The sequence below is a fragment of the Emticicia sp. W12TSBA100-4 genome (assembly GCF_040253585.1).
GTDB lineage: Bacteria > Bacteroidota > Bacteroidia > Cytophagales > Spirosomataceae > Emticicia.
The window spans coordinates 147,286-165,791 of sequence record NZ_JBELAU010000013.1 but is presented as its reverse complement, the minus strand read 5'-3'; the positions used below and the strand labels follow the sequence as shown (position 1 = coordinate 165,791).

Genomic DNA, 18,506 nt, shown 5'->3' with positions numbered 1-18,506 from the left:
GGTTGTTTAAATTTCATTTATTCGGAATCTCAATCACAAAACTTGTACTCGAAAGCCCGTTTTCTACTTTACAGTTGAGTTTTTCGCCTACTTGCTTGATAATCAGATATAATTTTAATTGATTTTGCTGTTTTCTGATAATTTCTTCCACTTGCTTGAAGGCAAACAAGGGTCTTACTTGTATAGCTTCTGTTCTGATATTTGCTTCGATTTCTTGAAAAAATGTGAATTCCTCGCCAATTCTTTTCTTTTCCAATTCAAGATAAAGTAGAATAGTTTCTATTTCTTGGGCGAGTGAAATGGTTTTTTGTTTTGAGCTGTTGGAGAGGGTTTTCAGCAGATTCGTAAACTCAGTTAAATATTGAGCTGCCTCCATAGGGCTATGAAGCAAAATATATTGCTTGATAGAATTTAGATTCCCGTATAGAAACTGCTGATTCCCCATGATACTCTCAAGTTCATTTATTTTCTCAAGAAGCCCAGTTTCGGTTTTTTTCTTGTAATAATTTAAAAGACTCAGTACTAAACCAATGACAGCTAAGAGCAGAATAATCCCATACCAAATTAGTTCGGTTGTGACCACTAAAGTGATGAGATAAGTTGGATGTATCATTTATAAGCAGTTAAGGCTATCATAAGTTTGTAATCAAAGATATTAGGTATGTTTATATGTATGAAACTACATTTAGTATTTGGTGGGTTTTATCTGAAATTTGGTTGATTTGGGGAGAAATTTGGGAGTTGTATAAATAAAAAAAGATACAGACTTTTGCTCTGCATCTTTAATATATGTGTTTATTAATTGTTTTTATTTCATTTTTGCCAAAACCTCTTGTAACTCGGCTTCGTCCATTTCGCCCACTCCACGCCAAACTTGATGACCATTTTTGATGATAACATAAGTCGGAATTTCTTCAACTTTAAATACCGAAGCGATGTTGTCGCTTTTTTCAGCATCAATTTTTAGTAATTTTACGTGCTTATTTTGGTCAGCAATTCTGTTCAAGATTGGATTCATTTTTTTGCAAGGCCCGCACCAGTCGGCATAAAAATCAATCAAAACAAGATTGTTTGATTTTACCACACGGTCGAGGTTTTCGAGTGTAAAAGCTGCAATTGGCTGAGTAGTAGTATTATCTGACACATACGGTTTGCTCGAAGAAGTCCATTTAGCAAAACCACCAGCCATATCATATACTTCTTTATAGCCCAGATCACGCAAAAATGCTGCGGCATCGGTGCTGCGTCTGCCTGAAAAACAATAGACAAACACAGGGCGAGTTTTATCTAACTTAATTTTAACAATATCTTCAAAATTATCATCATTGAAATTTAGATTAATTGCACGTTTGAGATGCCCACGCATAAATTCTTCGGGAGTACGCACATCCACCAATTGAGCTACGCCAGAGTTTTCTCGCAATTTTGTTTCAAAATCATTGATAGACAGTAGGTATTTATCTTTGTTTTGGGCAAAAACATTTGTTACAAGAAGAAAGAAACCAATAATAAGTAGGCGTTTCATTAGATTTAAAATTAGTAAAAATTTATAGACGAATATGTACAAATTTCAAGCCAGTTTCAAGTATGGTGTATTCAGGTCTTTAAACGAATTTGCTTAGAAATTATTATTTTTTCAAGATTAAAGGCACTAAATTGTACTTTTTTTAGTTCTAATAATAAAGCAACAGATAATTTTTATGATTTTCGGATAGTATAATTTACTACCCTTGCTACTGCTTTTTACTCCCAGAATAATTTTGGGAGGGATTTTTCCATAAAACTTACTATAAACTATGCACTCTTTTTTAAAACGATTAGTAATCGAAACCATTCTTAAAAACAAAAAGCGGCGTCGTGCTTTAGGCAAGAAAACGTATAGCCATTTTGAACTTGCAAAGGGTTTCAGAGAACTAAAAATAGTTGTTATCAGGCACTTAAAAGACTTTTTTTTAATCTCACTTGGTATTGCTTCGGCAGCTTTTGGTTTAGAAAGTTTCTTATTGCCAAGTAAATTTATTGATGGTGGTGCTACCGGTATTTCGCTTTTAGTGACCGAACTAACCTCATTACCCCTTTGGTCTTTATTACTCGCTGTCAATATTCCATTCGTTATACTGGCGTATAATATCATGGGTAAGCAATTTGCCATAAAAACAGCACTCGCAATAAGTCTTTTGGCAGTTTGTATTGCTACTATTCATTTTCAGGAAGTAACCCACGATAAACTCTTAGTTGCTGTTTTTGGTGGTTTTTTCTTAGGTGCGGGTATCGGACTTTCGGTGAGGGGCGGAGCAGTAATTGACGGAACTGAAGTTTTAGCTATTTATTTGAGTCGAAAACTCGGTACAACTCTTGGCGATATTATCATCGGTATCAATATTATCATTTTTTCGGCGGCGGCTTATTTTCTTTCGGTCGAATCAGCACTTTATTCGATGATAACCTATTTGGTGGCTTCAAAAACCCTTGATTTTTTCATTGAAGGTATAGAAGAATACACAGGTGTAACCATTATCTCTCCTCATAGCGACGACATCCGCCAAATGATAATCGAAACAATTGGTCGTGGCGTAACTGTCTATTCAGGAAAAAGAGGCTTCGGAAAAGCAGGAGAATCGAAAGAAATAGACATCGTTTATACGGTAGTAACTCGCTTAGAATTGAATAAACTCAAAACCGAAATCGAAAAAATTGATCCCAACTCATTTGTTGTAATGAGTAGCGTAAAAGATACTAAAGGTGGAATGATAAAAAAACGCCCACTCGAACACTAATCGTAGAATGACGTTTCACTTCGCCCAAAAACAGAAATAGAAGAAATAATTTTTAAGTAATTCAATAGATAGTAATTTTGTAAGCGGTTTTCAGAAAATGGTTCGATTTCCTTCCAATAGAATTGAAATCAAACTTATTTTTCATTATTATTTTCAATTATACATTAAATATTATGTCAATCGACTTAAAAATAAAGCAACTCGCCAAAGATTATGCGGCAGAAGTAGTGGCCAATCGTCGTTATTTGCACACAAATCCAGAGTTATCATTTCAAGAATATAATACGGCTAAATTTGTGGCCCAAAAACTCAAAGATATGGGTCTAACTCCACAAGAAGGAATTGCCAATACTGGGGTTGTTGCACTTATTGAAGGTCGAAATCCATCAAGCAAAGTAATCGGTCTGCGTGCAGACATGGATGCTTTGCCCATTTTCGAGAAAAACGATGTGCCATATAAATCGCAAAATGAAGGAGTAATGCACGCTTGCGGACATGATGCTCATACATCATCATTGCTCGGTACGGCCAAAATCTTATACCAATTAAAAAACGAATTTGAAGGAACTGTAAAACTTGTTTTCCAGCCCGCCGAAGAAAAGGCACCAGGTGGAGCATCAATAATGATTAAAGAAGGTGTGCTTGAAAATCCTTCGCCTGCAAGTATGCTCGGACAGCACGTAGCACCCAATGTTCCTGTCGGTAAAATTGGTTTTCGAGAAGGAATGTACATGGCCAGTACTGATGAAATCTACATGACAATCAAAGGCAAAGGCGGACATGGGGCAATGCCTGATCAACTCATTGACCCTGTGCTGATTGCTTCGCACGTTATAGTTTCGCTGCAACAAATCATTTCTCGTAATCGTAAACCAGCTAACCCTTCGGTTTTATCGTTTGGGCGTTTTATTGCCGATGGTGTAACGAATGTTATTCCAAACGAAGTAACGATTCAGGGAACATTTCGTTGTATGGATGAAGAATGGAGAGAAGATGGCTTGCGTAGAATGAAAAAAATGGCTGAAGGTATCACCGAAGCAATGGGCGGAGTTTGCGAGTTTGAAATTGTGAAAGGTTATCCATTCTTGAAAAATCACCCTGAACTTACTCGAAGAATCAAAGCTGAAGCCACTGCCTACATGGGAGCCGAAAATATCATCGACCTTGACCTTTGGATGGCTGGCGAAGACTTCGCTTTCTATTCACAAGTGGTAGATTCATGTTTTTACCGACTCGGAACTCGCAATGAAGCTCGTGGAATTGTTTCGGGTGTTCATACACCAACTTTTGATATTGATGAAGCCGCTCTCGAAATTGGCCCAGGACTAATGTCATGGCTTGCAGTTCGAGAATTAGCGATGTAAAAGTGCAAATTCACCAAAATACAGCTATTTCATCCACTTATGGCTAATAATCGACCACTTACTGGATTTTAGTGATTAAAAGGCAATATGGCACTTTTTTTGTTATTTACCCATTAGATAAAATTTGTTTCAAAACATTGTTTTTCGTTATTTATTGCGTAAATTTTGATAAAAAAAGCTGTTGTATGAAGATTTTAATGATTGTCTTACAAATTTGTGGAGGTCTCACATTTGTACCTTGGTTTATGATTGCGGGTTTATCATTTATGATTTTTGATAGTCCGAGAGCGGTTAAAAAGTTTTTTCCTTGGGCTGTCATATTTTTGATTTTTTCGTATCCATTTGTAGTTGCTGGAAGTTATTGGTGGGCTTGGTCGAGTGTGACAGCTGGAGATCATAGAATTGGGTGTTTATGGAGTTGCTTTCCGATTTTGTTTTTTGTACTCGGATATGTGATCATTACCCAAAAAACCAATTTGTTGAGTAGATATAAGAAAGGGTGGTAGATAATATTACAATTCTTAAAAGCCAGCTAATGAATCTTAGCTGGCTTTTTTTACGAGATTTTGAAGGCATTAAAACAAAAAAAGCCAGTCTCTTGACTGGCCTTTAACACTTATTATAAAAAGGTTACTCATTCTTAGCTGATGCTTTGGAGTCGTCTTTCTGCACCTCTACCGTCGAAATATTCATTGACGAACATCCATTTTTTTCTACTTTTAAAACATATACGTATTTTCCAGCAGTTAGGCCGTTTAATGTGGCAATTTTATTATTTATGGTATTAATATATGGCCCTTTCCAAGTGTATAGAGCTTCAGTTCCTGCATCGTGTGCTTCGAGCTTAGCTGTTTGTCCAACCCTAATAATAGCATTATTTGCTATTGCTACTGGTATATTTTTTACTTCAACTTTCGCCGTATCAACTGACTTACAACCGTTTTTGGCCACACTCAGATAATAAGTATAGTGTCCTACTGCCAAATTCTCAACTGTAAGTTCAGGTGTATATGATGAAAAATCGGTCGGAGGAAGTGTCCAACGATATGTTACACCAACGCCAGCATCGGCTGAAATCAACTTTACGGGTTCTCCCAAACAAAACTCTCCACCCACTGCTATTGCTTTTGGTCTTTCCTTAACCATTAATTTCACTTTTCCAATTGTAGTCGAACCATTTTTCTTGATAGTGAAATTGTAAAAACCTGCTTGAAAAGGTGTTATTTTTTCGAGCCTGATTTGCTGTGAAAGCGATGAAAATCCTGCTGGACCTTTCCACGAATAAATAGCGTCTTGTCCGAAGTCAGGTGTCGAAAGCACAATGCTATTATTCTCACAGACATATACTGTCGATGTTTTCGAGTCTTCGGTATTTACAAACTTACGATAATACGGAACTGCTTTCCCTTCTTCAAATGAAAAAAATGATATTTCAGAAGTATCTTTTTCAATAACCGAATGGTTATTTGATGCAAAAAGAATAGTTGGTTTCTCTATTTCTTTAAAAAAAGACTCTGTTTTTCTTTGGGCATATAAAGTTGTTTCATGCAATGCAATCGTAAAGGTTATCATACATAGGCAAAACGTTTTTTTGATAGCCATGACAAAATTTAGTGGTTATGAAAAATTTGACAATCGCACGCCTGTGTTCAGAAGCTTAGAGCCGAGATGGCATTCCAAAGTAAATGTTTTCGGATAATAGAAATTACATAGTCTTAAGTAACACAATCGAATTATGAGGAATCTTTACCAAAAACCATGCTAAAAACATTTTTTGCGAAAAGAATTGATTCGTAAATATGAAGTGTATCTAAAAGTGTTTGATTATCAATATATTATAAAATAAAAAAACTTCACTAACCTAAAATTAGTAAAGTTTCTGATGGTCTGCTTTTATCCCAAAAATTGAAAAGATATAATTACAGAATAAACCCTGATTACATTCTGCGTTTTACTAAAAATGCAGAAAGTATTGGGTCAAAGCCTTTGTTAATATCTGCTTCGATAAAATCAATTTTGTATTGTCCGCATTTGAGTTTCAAATCGTGATAAAACTCTTTGATGGCGGTTTGGTATTGCTCTTTTACCTGAGATGGCTGTGCTTTTACTTTTTCGCCAGTTTCCAAGTCCACAAATTCATAGGGACGTTCTTCAAAATTAAATTCTTCTTCGGTGTTTTTATCTGTCACATGAAAAAGTAAAACCTCGTGCATATTATGGCGAAGATGCTGCATGGCCGAAAACAATCTGTCCGAATTAGTAATATCATCGAACATATCGCTAAAAATCACCACCAACGAGCGTTTGTGAATCTTTTCAGCAATTTCATGTAAGGTTTCTACGACAGTTGTGCGTTTTTGTGGTTTAGGCTTTTGCAGAAGCGATTCCAAATCCATAAAAATCTTATGAATGTGCGAAGGAGTAGATTTAATTGGCGTTTGAATTTCGATACCATCAGAAAAAGTAAGTAAACTTACGGCATCACGTTGTTTTTGGAGCATGTAGGCTAAAGCACCTGCTGCCATTGTGCTGAATGTAATTTTGCCATTTGTTTTTTCGGGATAATACATCGACGACGAAGTATCAATCAGAATATGACAACGAAGATTAGTTTCTTCTTCATAACGTTTTACATACAGGCGGTCGGTTTTTCCGAAAACTTTCCAATCAATATAACGAGTGCTTTCGCCTGTATTATAGAGTCGATGCTCGGCAAACTCAACCGAAAAGCCATGAAAAGGCGATTTATGAAGCCCCGTAATGAAACCTTCAACTAACTGCTTTGCCAGAAACTCAACATTGCCATACTCACGTATTTTCGCTAAATCTAACATCTTTTCAATATCTATTTATTGTTAGTAAGTGCCTGATATTCAGTGTTTTTTGTAATTTTAATAGAATATAGACTAAACTACTTTTTCTTAGTTTTTACACTTGATTTGGTAGGCGTTTTCTTTTTGGGCTTTTTCTTTACGGATTTTGGTTTTACTGTTTTTTTCTTGGCTACAATCGGAGGAGTTATAACTGTGATTTTATCTTCTTCTTCGGGAGGCCCAATCATCTCCATCGAATTTTCTATAATACTTTCTGGTCGAGTAATTACCACTATACCATTATCTCCCACAACCATTGCTTTTACTTTGGCTGTGCCAGACCTAAACATCTCAAGCTGTTCGGCAGCATCATGCGAGACATCCAAAATCCGACTTCTACTAAAAGGCCCTCTATCATTAACCCTCACAACACACCATTTATTGTTTGCCAGATTTGTTACTTCAAGCATCGTACCAAAAGGTAATGTCGGATGAGCACAAGTTAGCTCTCCTTTCTTCAAAATTTCTCCACTGGCGGTTTTTCTACCATAAAATTTAGTGCCGTAATAGGAGGCCATACCAAACGATTCAGCACCCAAAACTGGCGATTGACTGTATAAAAATAGGGGTTTTATTGAGCAAAAGAGGAAAAAAAAGATGATTTTCTTCAATATCATTATTCGCTGAAATTGGTTACGAACTGCATAGTTACGAATTTTTTTGCAATGCTCGAAACAAAAATATATTTCGTGACTTGATAAAAAACATTCTTCAATGTTGGTTTTGTTTCATTTGAAATGTAAATAATATTATTTTTAACTAAAAAAGATTATAAAAATTTTTCATAAAAATAATTAAATCATATATTTGAGATTCATTCTAAACTCTAAAACCTAAAAGGATTGTGGAAAGAGAAGACAGAGACAAAATTTACTCCAAGCGTGTGAGAGCGGGCAAACGTACGTATTTTTTCGATGTAAGAAGCACCCGTTCGAGCGATTACTACCTAACCATTACGGAAAGCCGTCGTTTTCAAAAAGATGGTGGATTTGTGTTTGAAAAGAGCAAAATGTTTGTTTACAAAGAGGATTTCAATAAATTCCTCGAAGCTCTTCAAGAAACCGTTGACCACATCAAAAGCGAGTTAATGCCTGATTACGATTTCGACCAGTTTAAGCACGACGAGCCAAACGGTAATACCGAAACCGTTGATGATGATTACGCAAGTAGTGGTTCAGATTTAAAGTGGGAGTAGTACCTCGACACCAGTTCTTTCGTGATTGAGCAATACCGCCTCGGTCACCCAAATATCTTTTTAAATACCTTATCAGTCGGGGTGTTTGGAAAGATATTTTTTTGTTGGTAAGATACTAAATGCAGTGAATTCGAGCAAGTGTGGCACATTTTCTAAATGTGCCACACTTATTTTGATAGCAATATCATTGCTATCTGTGCTATACTCGCCATATTTCATGAAATTTTCAATTTTCAATTATTCATTATCAATTACTTGTCGTAATTTTGCACCCTCATTCTAAATAAATAAACTAAACAAAGGATTTGGCTAATATTAAAATCAGCAAATCCGAAATAAAAATATGGCTTTACAAGTCGGTATCGTAGGTTTACCTAATGTTGGAAAATCAACACTTTTTAATGCAGTATCAAATAGTGCTAAAGCTCAGGCAAGCAATTATCGTTTTTGTACAATCGACCCAAACGTTGGTTTAGTTGATGTGCCAGATGAGCGTTTGAATAAATTATCCGAACTCGTGAAACCTAACCGAATTGTACCAACCCAAATCGAAATCGTTGATATTGCCGGTTTAGTGCGTGGAGCAAGTAAGGGTGAAGGTTTAGGAAATAAGTTTTTAGGAAATATCCGTGAAGTTGATGCCATCATTCACGTAGTAAGATGTTTTGAAGACGAAAATATCTTACGTGAAGAAGGTGATATTAACCCCGTAAGTGACAAAGAAATCATTGATACTGAACTTCAGTTGAAAGATTTAGACAGCGTAGAGAAGAAAATCCAAAAAACAGAGAAACAAGCTCGTGTGGGTGGAGATGCCAAAGCGAAAGCCGAATTCGATGTTTTGAAACGTTGCCAAGAGTGGTTATTGCAAGGTAAAAGCATCAGGTCGTTAGGATTGACAAAAGAAGAAATGCCAGCCATCGCTGATTTGTTTTTATTGTCAATTAAGCCTGTACTTTACGTCGCCAATGTCGATGAGGCATCAATGCACACTGGCAATAAATATTCGGAAGCACTACAAAAAGTTGCCGATGCCGAAAAAGCTCAAATGATTGTTTTGAATAATTCGGTTGAAGCCCAAATCACCGAACTCGAAGACCCAGAAGATAAATTGATGTTTTTGGAAGAATACGGTCTGACAGAGCCAGGCTTAAATCGCTTGATTCGTTCGGCTTATACTTTACTCGATTTACGTACGTATTTTACGGCTGGTGTCCAAGAAGTAAGAGCTTGGACAATTCAGCAAGGTTGGAAAGCTCCGCAAGCAGCCAGCGTAATTCATACCGATTTTGAGAAAGGATTTATCAAGGCCGAAGTAATTGCTTATGCCGATTTTGTAAAATATGGTTCAGAGGCAGCTTGCCGTGAAGCAGGTCGCTTGCGTATTGAAGGAAAAGAATACGTTGTAGCTGACGGTGATGTAATGCACTTTAGATTTAATGTATAGGTTTTAGGACTTAGGTTGTAGGTGTTAGGAATTAATTTTTTTACCTAATACCTATGACCTAATTTCTAACAGCAATTTTCAACATCGGAGGCGTGGGAATCAAATAGTTAGAAGTTCCCCAAAAAGATTCTTCAAATTTTCCACCTCTCGCAAAATTTTCAGTAGTAAGTAATTCTTCTCCCAGCTGAATCGCCGACCGATTCCCCATTCTTAAACTTTCATTGGCCATAAACTGCACCGTCATTGTCGCTTCGGTCGAAAATGTCTTTTCGAGCTTATCTTCAAATTTTGCTTCAAAAACCAGTTTGGTGTCTTGTAATCGCCAAAGCCCACCCATCGGTAAATATTGGTTATAACCTTTTACACTTTTTCCTTCGATTTTGGTGTTATCGGTAATATTTCCTTTGATTACATTCTTAATACCTTCAGTTGTCATTTCGTACTCGATTCTGACAATACTCTGCGAATTTTGAGTCAGATAAATCTTGCCGTTTCGCCCCGCTTTTACTCTTTTACTCACAGGCTTAAAACTAATTGAATAAACTAAACTATCACCAAAATAAGTCATCAACGAATCAATCTTAAAATCATAATCATTGATATTACCTTTATCCAAATAGTCAGGAACACTGGTTTCGAGCGAACGAGTGACAATCGCCGCTCCGTTGCCAAAGCCCCAGCCATTGAGTTTGGCTGTTTGGCCAGTCCATTCATATTTTCGAGATTTGAGTAGTTTCATTTTTTCAGGCTCAATATCAATATTTTTTTGCGTGTGTGTTCGTTCAATCCTGATGATACCTTCTTTTACTTTCACAAAGCCCAATTTAGCCATTTCAACGGTTTCCAGATAATATCCCAACTGATAATTAGCATAAGTCGGAAAAGTTTTTTTTACGTTTGCAATTGCCTCTTTAATGATAGTCTTTGGGTCGCCACCTTGCACAGATGCCAATTGCTCGGCTGCTTCGAGTTCAACTACGTTTGTAGAATCAAAAGCCGATGCTTTTCTGGCGAAACTTTTATAGCCAATAACTGATACAATAACGGTCGAATCTAAATCTATTCTGGGAAATGAAAATTTGAATTCTCCGAGTGAATTTGTTTCGCTCGAAAAGCCTTTCGTAGGAATGCTCAAGTAAGCATGTGGGATTCCTTTTTGAGTATTTTTATCTATTATTTTTCCCGAAATTGATGTGTATCCTTGACAAAAAACGATGCTCGGAAACAATATTAAAAATAAAAAGGAGTTAAGTCTCATATATTTTGTAACAAATCTTTAATTATTAACGTCTAAACATAAAAATATGCTCAAAAGTATTGCATCTTTTTTTATAGTTTACTTACATTTGATAAAATTATTGGTAGTTCACAAATTAAGTATCTCAGTATTTCACCAAAAAATCAAAACCAATTAACAAAATGAAAAACTTGTTTTCACTATTATTTATGTGTTTTTTAAGTTTAGCTGTTTTAACTTCAACAGCTCAAGACGAGAAAAAAGGCTCTAAAGGAGGTTCAAAAGGAAAAGCAAAAGCTGAAAAACCATCTGATAAAAAAGAGAAAGCTGCTGATAAGAAAGAGAAATCAGCTGATAAGAAAGAGAAAGCCGCTGATAAGAAAGGTAAGTCAGATGAGGCCAAAGAGAAAGCTACTGATAAAAAAGAAAAAGCCGCTGACAAGAAAGAGAAAGCCGCAGATAAAAAGGAAAAAGCTACTGATAAAGTAGAAAAGAAAGAGAAAAAAGCTGCCGATAAAGACAATACTATTAAGCCAGCTCCGAAGCCAAATACAAAAGATGATGGCAAAGAAGCAGATGCTGCTACAAAGAAAAAAGTTGCTGGTGCTGACAAGCAAATTGGTAAGGATGAGAAAGGCCGTACAATCTTCCAAGGCCCACGTGGTGGGCAATATTACATCAATTCAAATGGAAATAAAACATATTTGAAAGCTGATAATAAACTTTGATAGTCCACTATCAATAGACTATAAAAAAGCCCCAATTCTACCAAGAGTTGGGGCTTTTGCATATAGGATATAAACTGTATTTTTTACTGACTGTTGACTATTTCGGTCTAAATTCTTTCATAATAGCTTGATTACAAACCAAATATGGGCCTTCAATCAAATCAATACAGTAGGGGATAGCAGGGAAAACGGCGTCGAGACATTGGCGGATAGCCTTTGGCTTACCAGGAAGATTCACAATCAATGAATGATTACGAATTCCTGCGGTTTGGCGTGAAAGAATAGCTGTTGGAACGTATTTTAAACTTTCCTGACGCATTAATTCTCCAAAACCTGGCATCATTTTCTGACAAACGGCTTCGGTTGCTTCGGGTGTTACATCACGCAAAGCTGGGCCAGTTCCACCCGTTGTTACGATTAAACAACAACCATGTACATCGGCCATTTCGATGAGTGTTTGAGAAATTAAATCTTGTTCGTCGGGAATCACCCTATAAACAGTTTCAAATTCCGAAATCAAATATTCCTTCAATGTTTCAACTACTGCTTTCCCTGGAATATCTTCATAAATTCCCGCACTGGCACGGTCGGAAACATTAATAACGCCTATTTTTATCATATTTTTACGAAAAAGACCAGTAAGGTTTTAACGGTGCGACGACTCGCAAACCTTGCTGGTCTTTTTTGCTTGAGGAAATTAATTAAACACCTTCTGCAACCACTTCTTTTACTTCTGGAACCATCGTTTTCAACAAACGCTCGATTCCGTCTTTGAGCGTAACTGTTGATGATGGACAACCGCTGCATGAACCTTGCAAATAAACCTTTACTTGTCCAGAAATTTCATCGAAAGAAGCAAAGTTGATAGCTCCACCATCCGACTCTACGGCTGGACGAACATACTGGTCAAGTGTAGATTTGATTTTGGCAATAACTGCCGAATCATTTGCATCAATGATTAGCGTGTTTCTATCAATGGTTTTTTGAGCAAAAACAGGGTTGTTTTGTTCAAAAAATATCTTCATAAACTTCTTAATATCATACACAATGTCTTCCCACTCGGTTTCATCATCTTTTGTTATTGTGATGAAGTTTGAAGCAATAAAAATACGTCTTACAAAAGGAAACTGAAATAAGTCACCAGCCAAAGGCGATGCTTTTGACTCTTCGACGGTCGAGGCCAAAGATGGATAATCGAATGTAAGACCTTCGGGGGCAAGCTCAAAGTTCAATACAAATTTCATCGAATTTGGGTTTGGACTAAGCTCAGTATAAATCATTGTTTGGCGTTGCAACATGAGTTTTTGAATTAAAAATGTAGAATTAAGAATTAAGAATGACTCTTAGCATGCTATATATTCTTAGTTTTTAACAAATATAATACTAAATTAGTTTGAACAAGGCATAAAAAAACCTGCCATTAATGACAGGTTTCTTTATTAGAATCTCTTATGAATTAGAATACAGAAATAGTGTTGGCAAAAAACCATTCTTCATTCTCCATTCTTAATTCTTAATTGTAATTACGCTTGTGCTTCTACACTTACGAATGATTTTCCGTCACGTCCTTTTTTGAATGCAACGATACCATCGGTTAATGCAAACAAAGTATGGTCACGACCGATACCTACGTTTACACCTGCATTGTGTTTCGTACCACGTTGACGTACGATGATGTTTCCAGCAATAGCTGTTTGACCACCAAATAATTTAACACCTAAGCGTTTACTTTCTGATTCACGTCCGTTTTTCGACGAACCAACACCTTTTTTGTGTGCCATGATTTCTTGAAATATTTACCTACTTATTTCTGAAAAACTTGCAGGTGAGATTAATAAATATTTTAAATGACTTTTTGGAATTCGATGAAGATTATCCAGCGATTTCGTCGATTTGAATTTTAGTCAAATACTGACGGTGTCCGTTTTTCTTAACGTATCCTTTACGACGCTTTTTCTTGAAAACGATTACTTTTTCGCCTTTCAAGTGTTCTAAAATGGTTGCTTTTACTGAAGCACCACTTACGGTTGGAACACCTACTGAAACTGTTCCACCGTTGTCAACAAGGAGTACCTTGTCGAATACAAGTGCAGCGTTCACATCACCTTCTAATCTATGCGTATAGAGTGTGCGACCCTTTTCAACTTTAAATTGCTGCCCTGCGATTTCTACGATTGCGTACATGATTTTAAATTATAATTAACAATATCAAATTTGAATTTCCAAATCTTGCTTTTGAGCACTATTTGGGGCTGCAAAGTTAATGATATAATTTTATTTTTCAAACTATTGTTTTATTTGATTTTATTTATCAAATTGTATAATAAAACTATTCGTAATCCCTTTAACTCCTAAATTTATGAAAATCCGTCAAATTCTTCAAGGAAAGAAAATTAATGCCCTTTTTTCGGTTACTTCAGATACGACAGTATATAATGCTTTGGTAGAAATGGCTAACAGAAATATCGGAGCAGTACTCGTTATAGATGAAAGCAACCTATCGGGAATTTTCTCTGAGCGAGATTATGCCCGTAAGATTGTGCTAAAGGGCTTGCACTCAGAAGATACGTTGGTAAAGGACGTAATGACCCCTAACGTTATTACAATTGAAATGGAAGATAAATTAGAATTGGCTATGCAGATCATGTCAGATAAGCATATTCGTCACTTACCCGTGATGGAAGATGGAGTGCTATCGGGAATTATTTCAATTAATGATGTTGTGTCTTCGATAATTAAAGAGCAAAAATCGCAAATCGAATCGCTTCAAGGATATATTTCGGGCAATTATGCCTGATTTTGGTTATTGGTAAACTGGTTTTCAATAACCAGTTTACCAATAACCAATTCTCTAAACAATAATATCCGCCCAAAGTTTTCCAGTTTTGATGCGATAAATACCCATTTCCGATAAACCAAACTGTTTTGCTAAAAGAGATTGTTTAGTTTTTCCTTCCAAAATCTTTTTCTTGATTAGTCTTACTCTCTCGGGTGTTAGTTTACGCCCTTTTTTTGGTGGCTTGTAGTATGGAGCAAGTTTCTGATGTTCCCATGCTTCTTTTTTCGTTGCCCAACGTAGATTGCTTACTTCATTATTGTATTTATCATGGTCAAGATGAATGATTTGTTCGTGGTCCTCATCAGGCTTTTCTAAAAACAATTCAGCTATAATTTTGTGTACAGGATACGAAATGTTGGTAATTTCGCTTATAGGATGCCCCTTTACACCAAGTTTTGTGCCTTTTGTATAAACCTTTAAACCTATCTTTGAGCCACTTACTGGCGAAGTCTGACTTACTTTTAAGATATATCCATCTACGTGTAAATCTTTATAAAATGAAGCTATTCGGCCCAAATTTGATGCCATATAGCGGCGTTTGGCTCCTTCGGGCTTAAATTCTTTCCAGACTTCGTTCGGATAAGAACTAAACCTTATTGTAGCACGTAAAGGAGGCATTGGTCTCTTTTCTTTTTCCATCTTGCTTTCAATTTTTGTATCCATAATTTAATGAATAGAAAATTCTTAATCAGTATTCATCGAAGTTGATAATTACTGCTTTTAGTCACTGCACTTTTCTTTAAATTTGATCAACCCTCAAATACTTTTTTGAAAGTCGAGAGCAAACCCGACCACGAATTGTCTTCTTTTGGTTGTGATATAACTTTTACTTTCGGAAATTCTTCTACTACTTCTTTTGCCAGCACTTCATTGCTCAGGTCAACTAAATCTAAGCCACCAAATGTTCCAGACGACATCATTAAGAGATTTGTTTGAAACCAGTTTTGGCTCATCAAAAACGATTTCAATTCTTTTGCATCAGTAAACACCATCAAGTTTTCGTCGCCAAAAGCCTTTTTGATTTCATCAGGTGTAATCATCGGCATACGTTTCATTTCGAGCGTATGTGGCGAATAGAAAACAATAGCCGTATCGGCATTGTTCATTTTATGCTCATACTGTGGCAAGAAATCTTTGTTTAAGCTACTAAAGGTATGCAATTCGTAGCAAGCAACCAAACGTCTGCTCGGATATAACGATTTCGTAGCGTTGGTTGTTGCTTCAAGTTTTGATGGAGCGTGAGCAAAATCTTTGTATATGAGTGTATTACTGTTTTCACCGAGCTTTTCAAGACGCTTCGATGCTCCCGAAAAATGCTGGATTGCTTCATAGAATTCTTCATCAGTAATGCCCAAACGGTCGAGAATAATTTTCGCACCGTTGAGGTTTTTCATGTTATGTTCGCCAAAAATCTCCAATGGTACATCACCATTTTTAGTTTGGAGAATGCACTTGCCATTTTCGACTTTATAAGGATGTGCTTTGTAAGGATATTTCGATACATCAGCACGGTCTTTTTCACCAATAACCTTTAAAATATCATCAGTTTCGTCATAAATAATGCTCCCTGCTTTTGGTAAACCATCGGCCAATTCTTCAAAAGTACGCACATAACTATCGAAAGTAGGGAAGATATTAAAGTGGTCCCAAGCGATACCGCTAAACAGAGCGATATGCGGATGATAGAATAAAAACTTTGATTTGAGGTGAATCTTTGATTCTGGGTATTCGTCGCCCTCGATGATAATTACCGGAGAATCATCGTTCAATTCAACCATAATGTCAAAGCCTTCGATTTGAGCTCCAACTAAATAGTCAAATTTGCGATTAAAGTATTTCAAAACGTGCAGAATAATACTTGTGATACTGGTTTTGCCGTGGCTTCCTGCAATCACAACACGTTGTTTATTAAGGCTTTGCTCGTAAATGTATTCAGGAAATGAATAAATTTTTAGGCCAAGTTCTTGAGCTTTAGCGAGTTCGGGATTATCGGCAAAGGCGTGCATTCCGAGAATTACGGCATCTAAATCAGCCGTGATTTTTTCGGGAAACCATCCCATCTCGGCAGGTAAGATACCCGCTGCTGCCAATCGGCTTTTCGATGGGTCGTTGATTTCATCATCCGACCCTGTAACCTGATACCCTTTCTTGTTTAATGCAAGGGCAAGATTGTGCATAACAGCACCCCCAACAGCTATAAAATGTATTTTTTTTGACATGAAGAAAATACTTAATTAGGAATTAAGAATTAAAAATTAAGAATGATGGTTTTATTCTTAGTTAGTATTAAATTATACATTAAACTAAATAAAAAATTGGATAAGAAAATGACATTCTTAATTCCTCATTCTTAATTCTTAATTTCAAACAAATTTCATTGCAAAGTTCTTAATTTAATATGACATTTGCACATATTTTTCACATTTCCATTATTATCCGTCGAAAGCGGTAAAAGCTATTAGTCGATTTGTTGAGGAACTCAATCAATTGCACTACTTTTAAAGATATGAAACGTTACATAGACCTTATCGAACAAACCTTTGAGTTTCCAACTCGTGAGTTTGGTGTTGATGAAAATCATACATTACTTTTCAATAACGTTCGCTTGACCGATATTATTAAGGAGTATGGAACACCCTTGAAAATTAGTTATTTGCCAAAAATAGCAGAGCATATTGATAATGCAAAATTGCTTTTCAGAAATGCGATGAAAAAGTATAACTACAAAGGTAATTATACGTATTGCTATTGCACGAAATCATCGCATTTTAAGTTTGTCATCGAAACGGCTTTAAAAAGCAATGTTCACCTCGAAACTTCTTCGGCATTTGATATAAATATCATCAGAGCTTTGTATGATGATGGAAAGATAAACAAGAATACTTACGTAATTTGTAATGGATACAAGCGTCCGAAATACTTAGAAGACATTTCGGCGTTACATAATGATGGTTTCATTAACTGTATTCCGATTCTTGACAATCTAAAAGAGATAGATTATTACCTCGAAAATTCGACAGCTGAAACTGTAAGTGTTGGTATCAGAATTGCAACTGACGAAGAGCCAAATTTTGCTTTTTATACTTCTCGTTTGGGTGTTCGCTACAATGATATTAACAGTTTGTATTTGGAGAAAATTAAGCCAAATCCACGCTTTAAGCTCAAAATGTTGCACTTTTTTATCAATGCAGGTATCAAAGATAACGCCTATTATTGGTCAGAGTTAACTCGTTTCATGTTTAAATATTGCGAGATGAAGAAAATTTGTCCAGATCTTGATTCGATTGATATTGGTGGTGGATTACCGATTCAGACATCGTTGGTTTTTAACTACGATTACCAAGCAATGATTGATGAAATTATCGAAAATATCCAGTGGATTTGTAATAAAAATAACGTGCCAGTACCACATATCTTTACCGAATTCGGTAGCTATACGGTTGGCGAAAGTGGTGCGGTGATTTATAAAGTTATCGACAAAAAACAACAAAATGATCGTGAGTTGTGGTACATGATTGATGGCTCATTTATTACGCAGTTGCCTGATTCGTGGGGAATTGGCCAAAAATATATCATGATGCCCGTTAATAATTGGGATAGCCCGTATGAAAAAGTAAACCTCGGTGGATTGACTTGCGACTCGGCTGATTTTTACAATACCGAAGCTCACTCTGAGGATTTGTATTTACCAATTTTTGATATTGAAAACGAAGATCAGTATATTGGTTTCTTTCATACTGGAGCGTATCAAGAATCATTGGGTGGCTACGGAGGAATTCAGCACTGCTTAATTCCTGCACCTCAGCATGTGTTAGTAAATTTAGACGACGAAGGAAATATCGTAACAGAACTTTTCTCGCCTGAACAAGACAGCGATTCTATGCTGAAAATTTTAGGATTTAAAGCAAACGGAAATGGTGAAGCTCCCAAAACCACGACAGTAAAAAAAGTAAAAAAGGCTACCGAAGAAGTTGTAGAAGAAGTAGCTTCATAAAATATTTATTGAAGAACAACGTTTAAGAAAAAATGGATTTGTGCAGAATAGG

21 protein-coding genes are annotated in these 18,506 nt (G+C 36.1%); 8 read left to right on the top strand and 13 right to left on the bottom strand.

Annotated features, from left to right (window positions below; all coding sequences use genetic code 11):
- Positions 1-13: 13 nt before the first annotated feature.
- On the bottom strand, positions 14-613 hold the full coding sequence (locus ABR854_RS19920; protein ID WP_350267610.1) for a histidine kinase: 600 nt from the start codon (positions 611-613) through the stop codon (positions 14-16).
- Positions 614-808: 195 nt separating this feature from the next.
- A complete protein-coding gene (locus ABR854_RS19915) occupies positions 809-1,525 on the bottom strand; it encodes a thioredoxin domain-containing protein (RefSeq protein WP_350267609.1) in 717 nt (238 codons plus the stop codon).
- 271 nt (positions 1,526-1,796) lie between these two features.
- Between ABR854_RS19915 and ABR854_RS19910 the strand changes: the two genes are divergently transcribed.
- The 3 genes from ABR854_RS19910 (at position 1,797) to ABR854_RS19900 (ending at position 4,647) form a co-directional block, all read left to right on the top strand.
- Positions 1,797-2,777, top strand: coding sequence for a YitT family protein (locus ABR854_RS19910; RefSeq protein ID WP_350267608.1), 981 nt, complete (start codon positions 1,797-1,799; stop codon positions 2,775-2,777).
- Positions 2,778-2,950: 173 nt separating this feature from the next.
- Positions 2,951-4,141, top strand: coding sequence for a M20 metallopeptidase family protein (locus ABR854_RS19905; RefSeq protein ID WP_350267607.1), 1,191 nt, complete (start codon positions 2,951-2,953; stop codon positions 4,139-4,141).
- A gap of 185 nt (positions 4,142-4,326) precedes the next feature.
- Positions 4,327-4,647 carry a hypothetical protein gene (locus ABR854_RS19900; protein WP_350267606.1) on the top strand — a complete coding sequence of 107 codons (321 nt, stop codon included), beginning with the start codon at positions 4,327-4,329 and terminating at the stop codon, positions 4,645-4,647.
- A gap of 124 nt (positions 4,648-4,771) precedes the next feature.
- Here the strand turns inward: ABR854_RS19900 and ABR854_RS19895 are convergent, their stop codons facing one another.
- From ABR854_RS19895 to ABR854_RS19885, 3 genes are all read right to left on the bottom strand, one after another.
- Positions 4,772-5,713 carry a hypothetical protein gene (locus ABR854_RS19895; protein WP_350267605.1) on the bottom strand — a complete coding sequence of 314 codons (942 nt, stop codon included), beginning with the start codon at positions 5,711-5,713 and terminating at the stop codon, positions 4,772-4,774.
- Between the two features lie 365 nt (positions 5,714-6,078).
- Entirely contained in the window at positions 6,079-6,975 is an 897-nt protein-coding gene (locus tag ABR854_RS19890; protein WP_350267604.1) for a DUF58 domain-containing protein, read from the bottom strand.
- Between the two features lie 77 nt (positions 6,976-7,052).
- Positions 7,053-7,631, bottom strand: coding sequence for a septal ring lytic transglycosylase RlpA family protein (locus ABR854_RS19885; protein WP_350267603.1), 579 nt, complete (start codon positions 7,629-7,631; stop codon positions 7,053-7,055).
- A 227-nt stretch (positions 7,632-7,858) separates the two neighbouring features.
- Between ABR854_RS19885 and ABR854_RS19880 the strand changes: the two genes are divergently transcribed.
- Complete coding sequence (locus ABR854_RS19880) at positions 7,859-8,209, top strand: DUF3276 family protein (protein WP_350267602.1); 351 nt, start codon at positions 7,859-7,861, stop codon at positions 8,207-8,209.
- A gap of 72 nt (positions 8,210-8,281) precedes the next feature.
- Here the strand turns inward: ABR854_RS19880 and ABR854_RS19875 are convergent, their stop codons facing one another.
- Positions 8,282-8,428, bottom strand: a complete 147-nt coding sequence (locus ABR854_RS19875) for a hypothetical protein (protein WP_350267601.1) — start codon at positions 8,426-8,428, stop codon at positions 8,282-8,284.
- Between the two features lie 124 nt (positions 8,429-8,552).
- Here ABR854_RS19875 and ychF point away from each other — a divergent pair, with 124 nt between their 5' ends.
- Positions 8,553-9,656, top strand: a complete 1,104-nt coding sequence (gene ychF / locus ABR854_RS19870) for a redox-regulated ATPase YchF (protein ID WP_350267600.1) — start codon at positions 8,553-8,555, stop codon at positions 9,654-9,656.
- Positions 9,657-9,714: 58 nt separating this feature from the next.
- Here ychF and ABR854_RS19865 read toward each other — a convergent pair whose 3' ends face one another.
- On the bottom strand, positions 9,715-10,914 hold the full coding sequence (locus tag ABR854_RS19865; protein ID WP_350267599.1) for a carboxypeptidase-like regulatory domain-containing protein: 1,200 nt from the start codon (positions 10,912-10,914) through the stop codon (positions 9,715-9,717).
- Positions 10,915-11,075: 161 nt separating this feature from the next.
- On the opposite strand from ABR854_RS19865, the gene ABR854_RS19860 reads away from it, so the two are divergent.
- Entirely contained in the window at positions 11,076-11,621 is a 546-nt protein-coding gene (locus tag ABR854_RS19860; protein WP_350267598.1) for a hypothetical protein, read from the top strand.
- A 97-nt stretch (positions 11,622-11,718) separates the two neighbouring features.
- Here the strand turns inward: ABR854_RS19860 and mog are convergent, their stop codons facing one another.
- The 4 genes from mog to rplU form a co-directional block, all read right to left on the bottom strand.
- Positions 11,719-12,240 carry a molybdopterin adenylyltransferase gene (mog, locus tag ABR854_RS19855; RefSeq protein ID WP_350267597.1) on the bottom strand — a complete coding sequence of 174 codons (522 nt, stop codon included), beginning with the start codon at positions 12,238-12,240 and terminating at the stop codon, positions 11,719-11,721.
- Positions 12,241-12,322: 82 nt separating this feature from the next.
- Positions 12,323-12,919, bottom strand: a complete 597-nt coding sequence (locus ABR854_RS19850; RefSeq protein WP_350267596.1) for a NifU family protein — start codon at positions 12,917-12,919, stop codon at positions 12,323-12,325.
- Positions 12,920-13,144: 225 nt separating this feature from the next.
- On the bottom strand, positions 13,145-13,402 hold the full coding sequence (gene rpmA, locus ABR854_RS19845; RefSeq protein WP_350267594.1) for a 50S ribosomal protein L27: 258 nt from the start codon (positions 13,400-13,402) through the stop codon (positions 13,145-13,147).
- Between the two features lie 91 nt (positions 13,403-13,493).
- Positions 13,494-13,805: a 50S ribosomal protein L21 gene (rplU, locus tag ABR854_RS19840; RefSeq protein WP_350267593.1), complete on the bottom strand. Its 312-nt coding sequence runs from the start codon at positions 13,803-13,805 to the stop codon at positions 13,494-13,496.
- Positions 13,806-13,980: 175 nt separating this feature from the next.
- Here rplU and ABR854_RS19835 point away from each other — a divergent pair, with 175 nt between their 5' ends.
- Complete coding sequence (locus ABR854_RS19835) at positions 13,981-14,418, top strand: CBS domain-containing protein (protein WP_350267592.1); 438 nt, start codon at positions 13,981-13,983, stop codon at positions 14,416-14,418.
- Between the two features lie 54 nt (positions 14,419-14,472).
- Here the strand turns inward: ABR854_RS19835 and ABR854_RS19830 are convergent, their stop codons facing one another.
- Together ABR854_RS19830 and ABR854_RS19825 are read right to left on the bottom strand one after the other, a co-directional pair.
- Positions 14,473-15,099, bottom strand: coding sequence for an HNH endonuclease (locus tag ABR854_RS19830; RefSeq protein ID WP_350267591.1), 627 nt, complete (start codon positions 15,097-15,099; stop codon positions 14,473-14,475).
- A 110-nt stretch (positions 15,100-15,209) separates the two neighbouring features.
- On the bottom strand, positions 15,210-16,679 hold the full coding sequence (locus ABR854_RS19825; RefSeq protein WP_350267590.1) for a UDP-N-acetylmuramate--L-alanine ligase: 1,470 nt from the start codon (positions 16,677-16,679) through the stop codon (positions 15,210-15,212).
- Positions 16,680-16,966: 287 nt separating this feature from the next.
- Here ABR854_RS19825 and ABR854_RS19820 point away from each other — a divergent pair, with 287 nt between their 5' ends.
- Positions 16,967-18,454, top strand: coding sequence for a type III PLP-dependent enzyme domain-containing protein (locus ABR854_RS19820; protein WP_350267589.1), 1,488 nt, complete (start codon positions 16,967-16,969; stop codon positions 18,452-18,454).
- Positions 18,455-18,506: the final 52 nt, after the last annotated feature.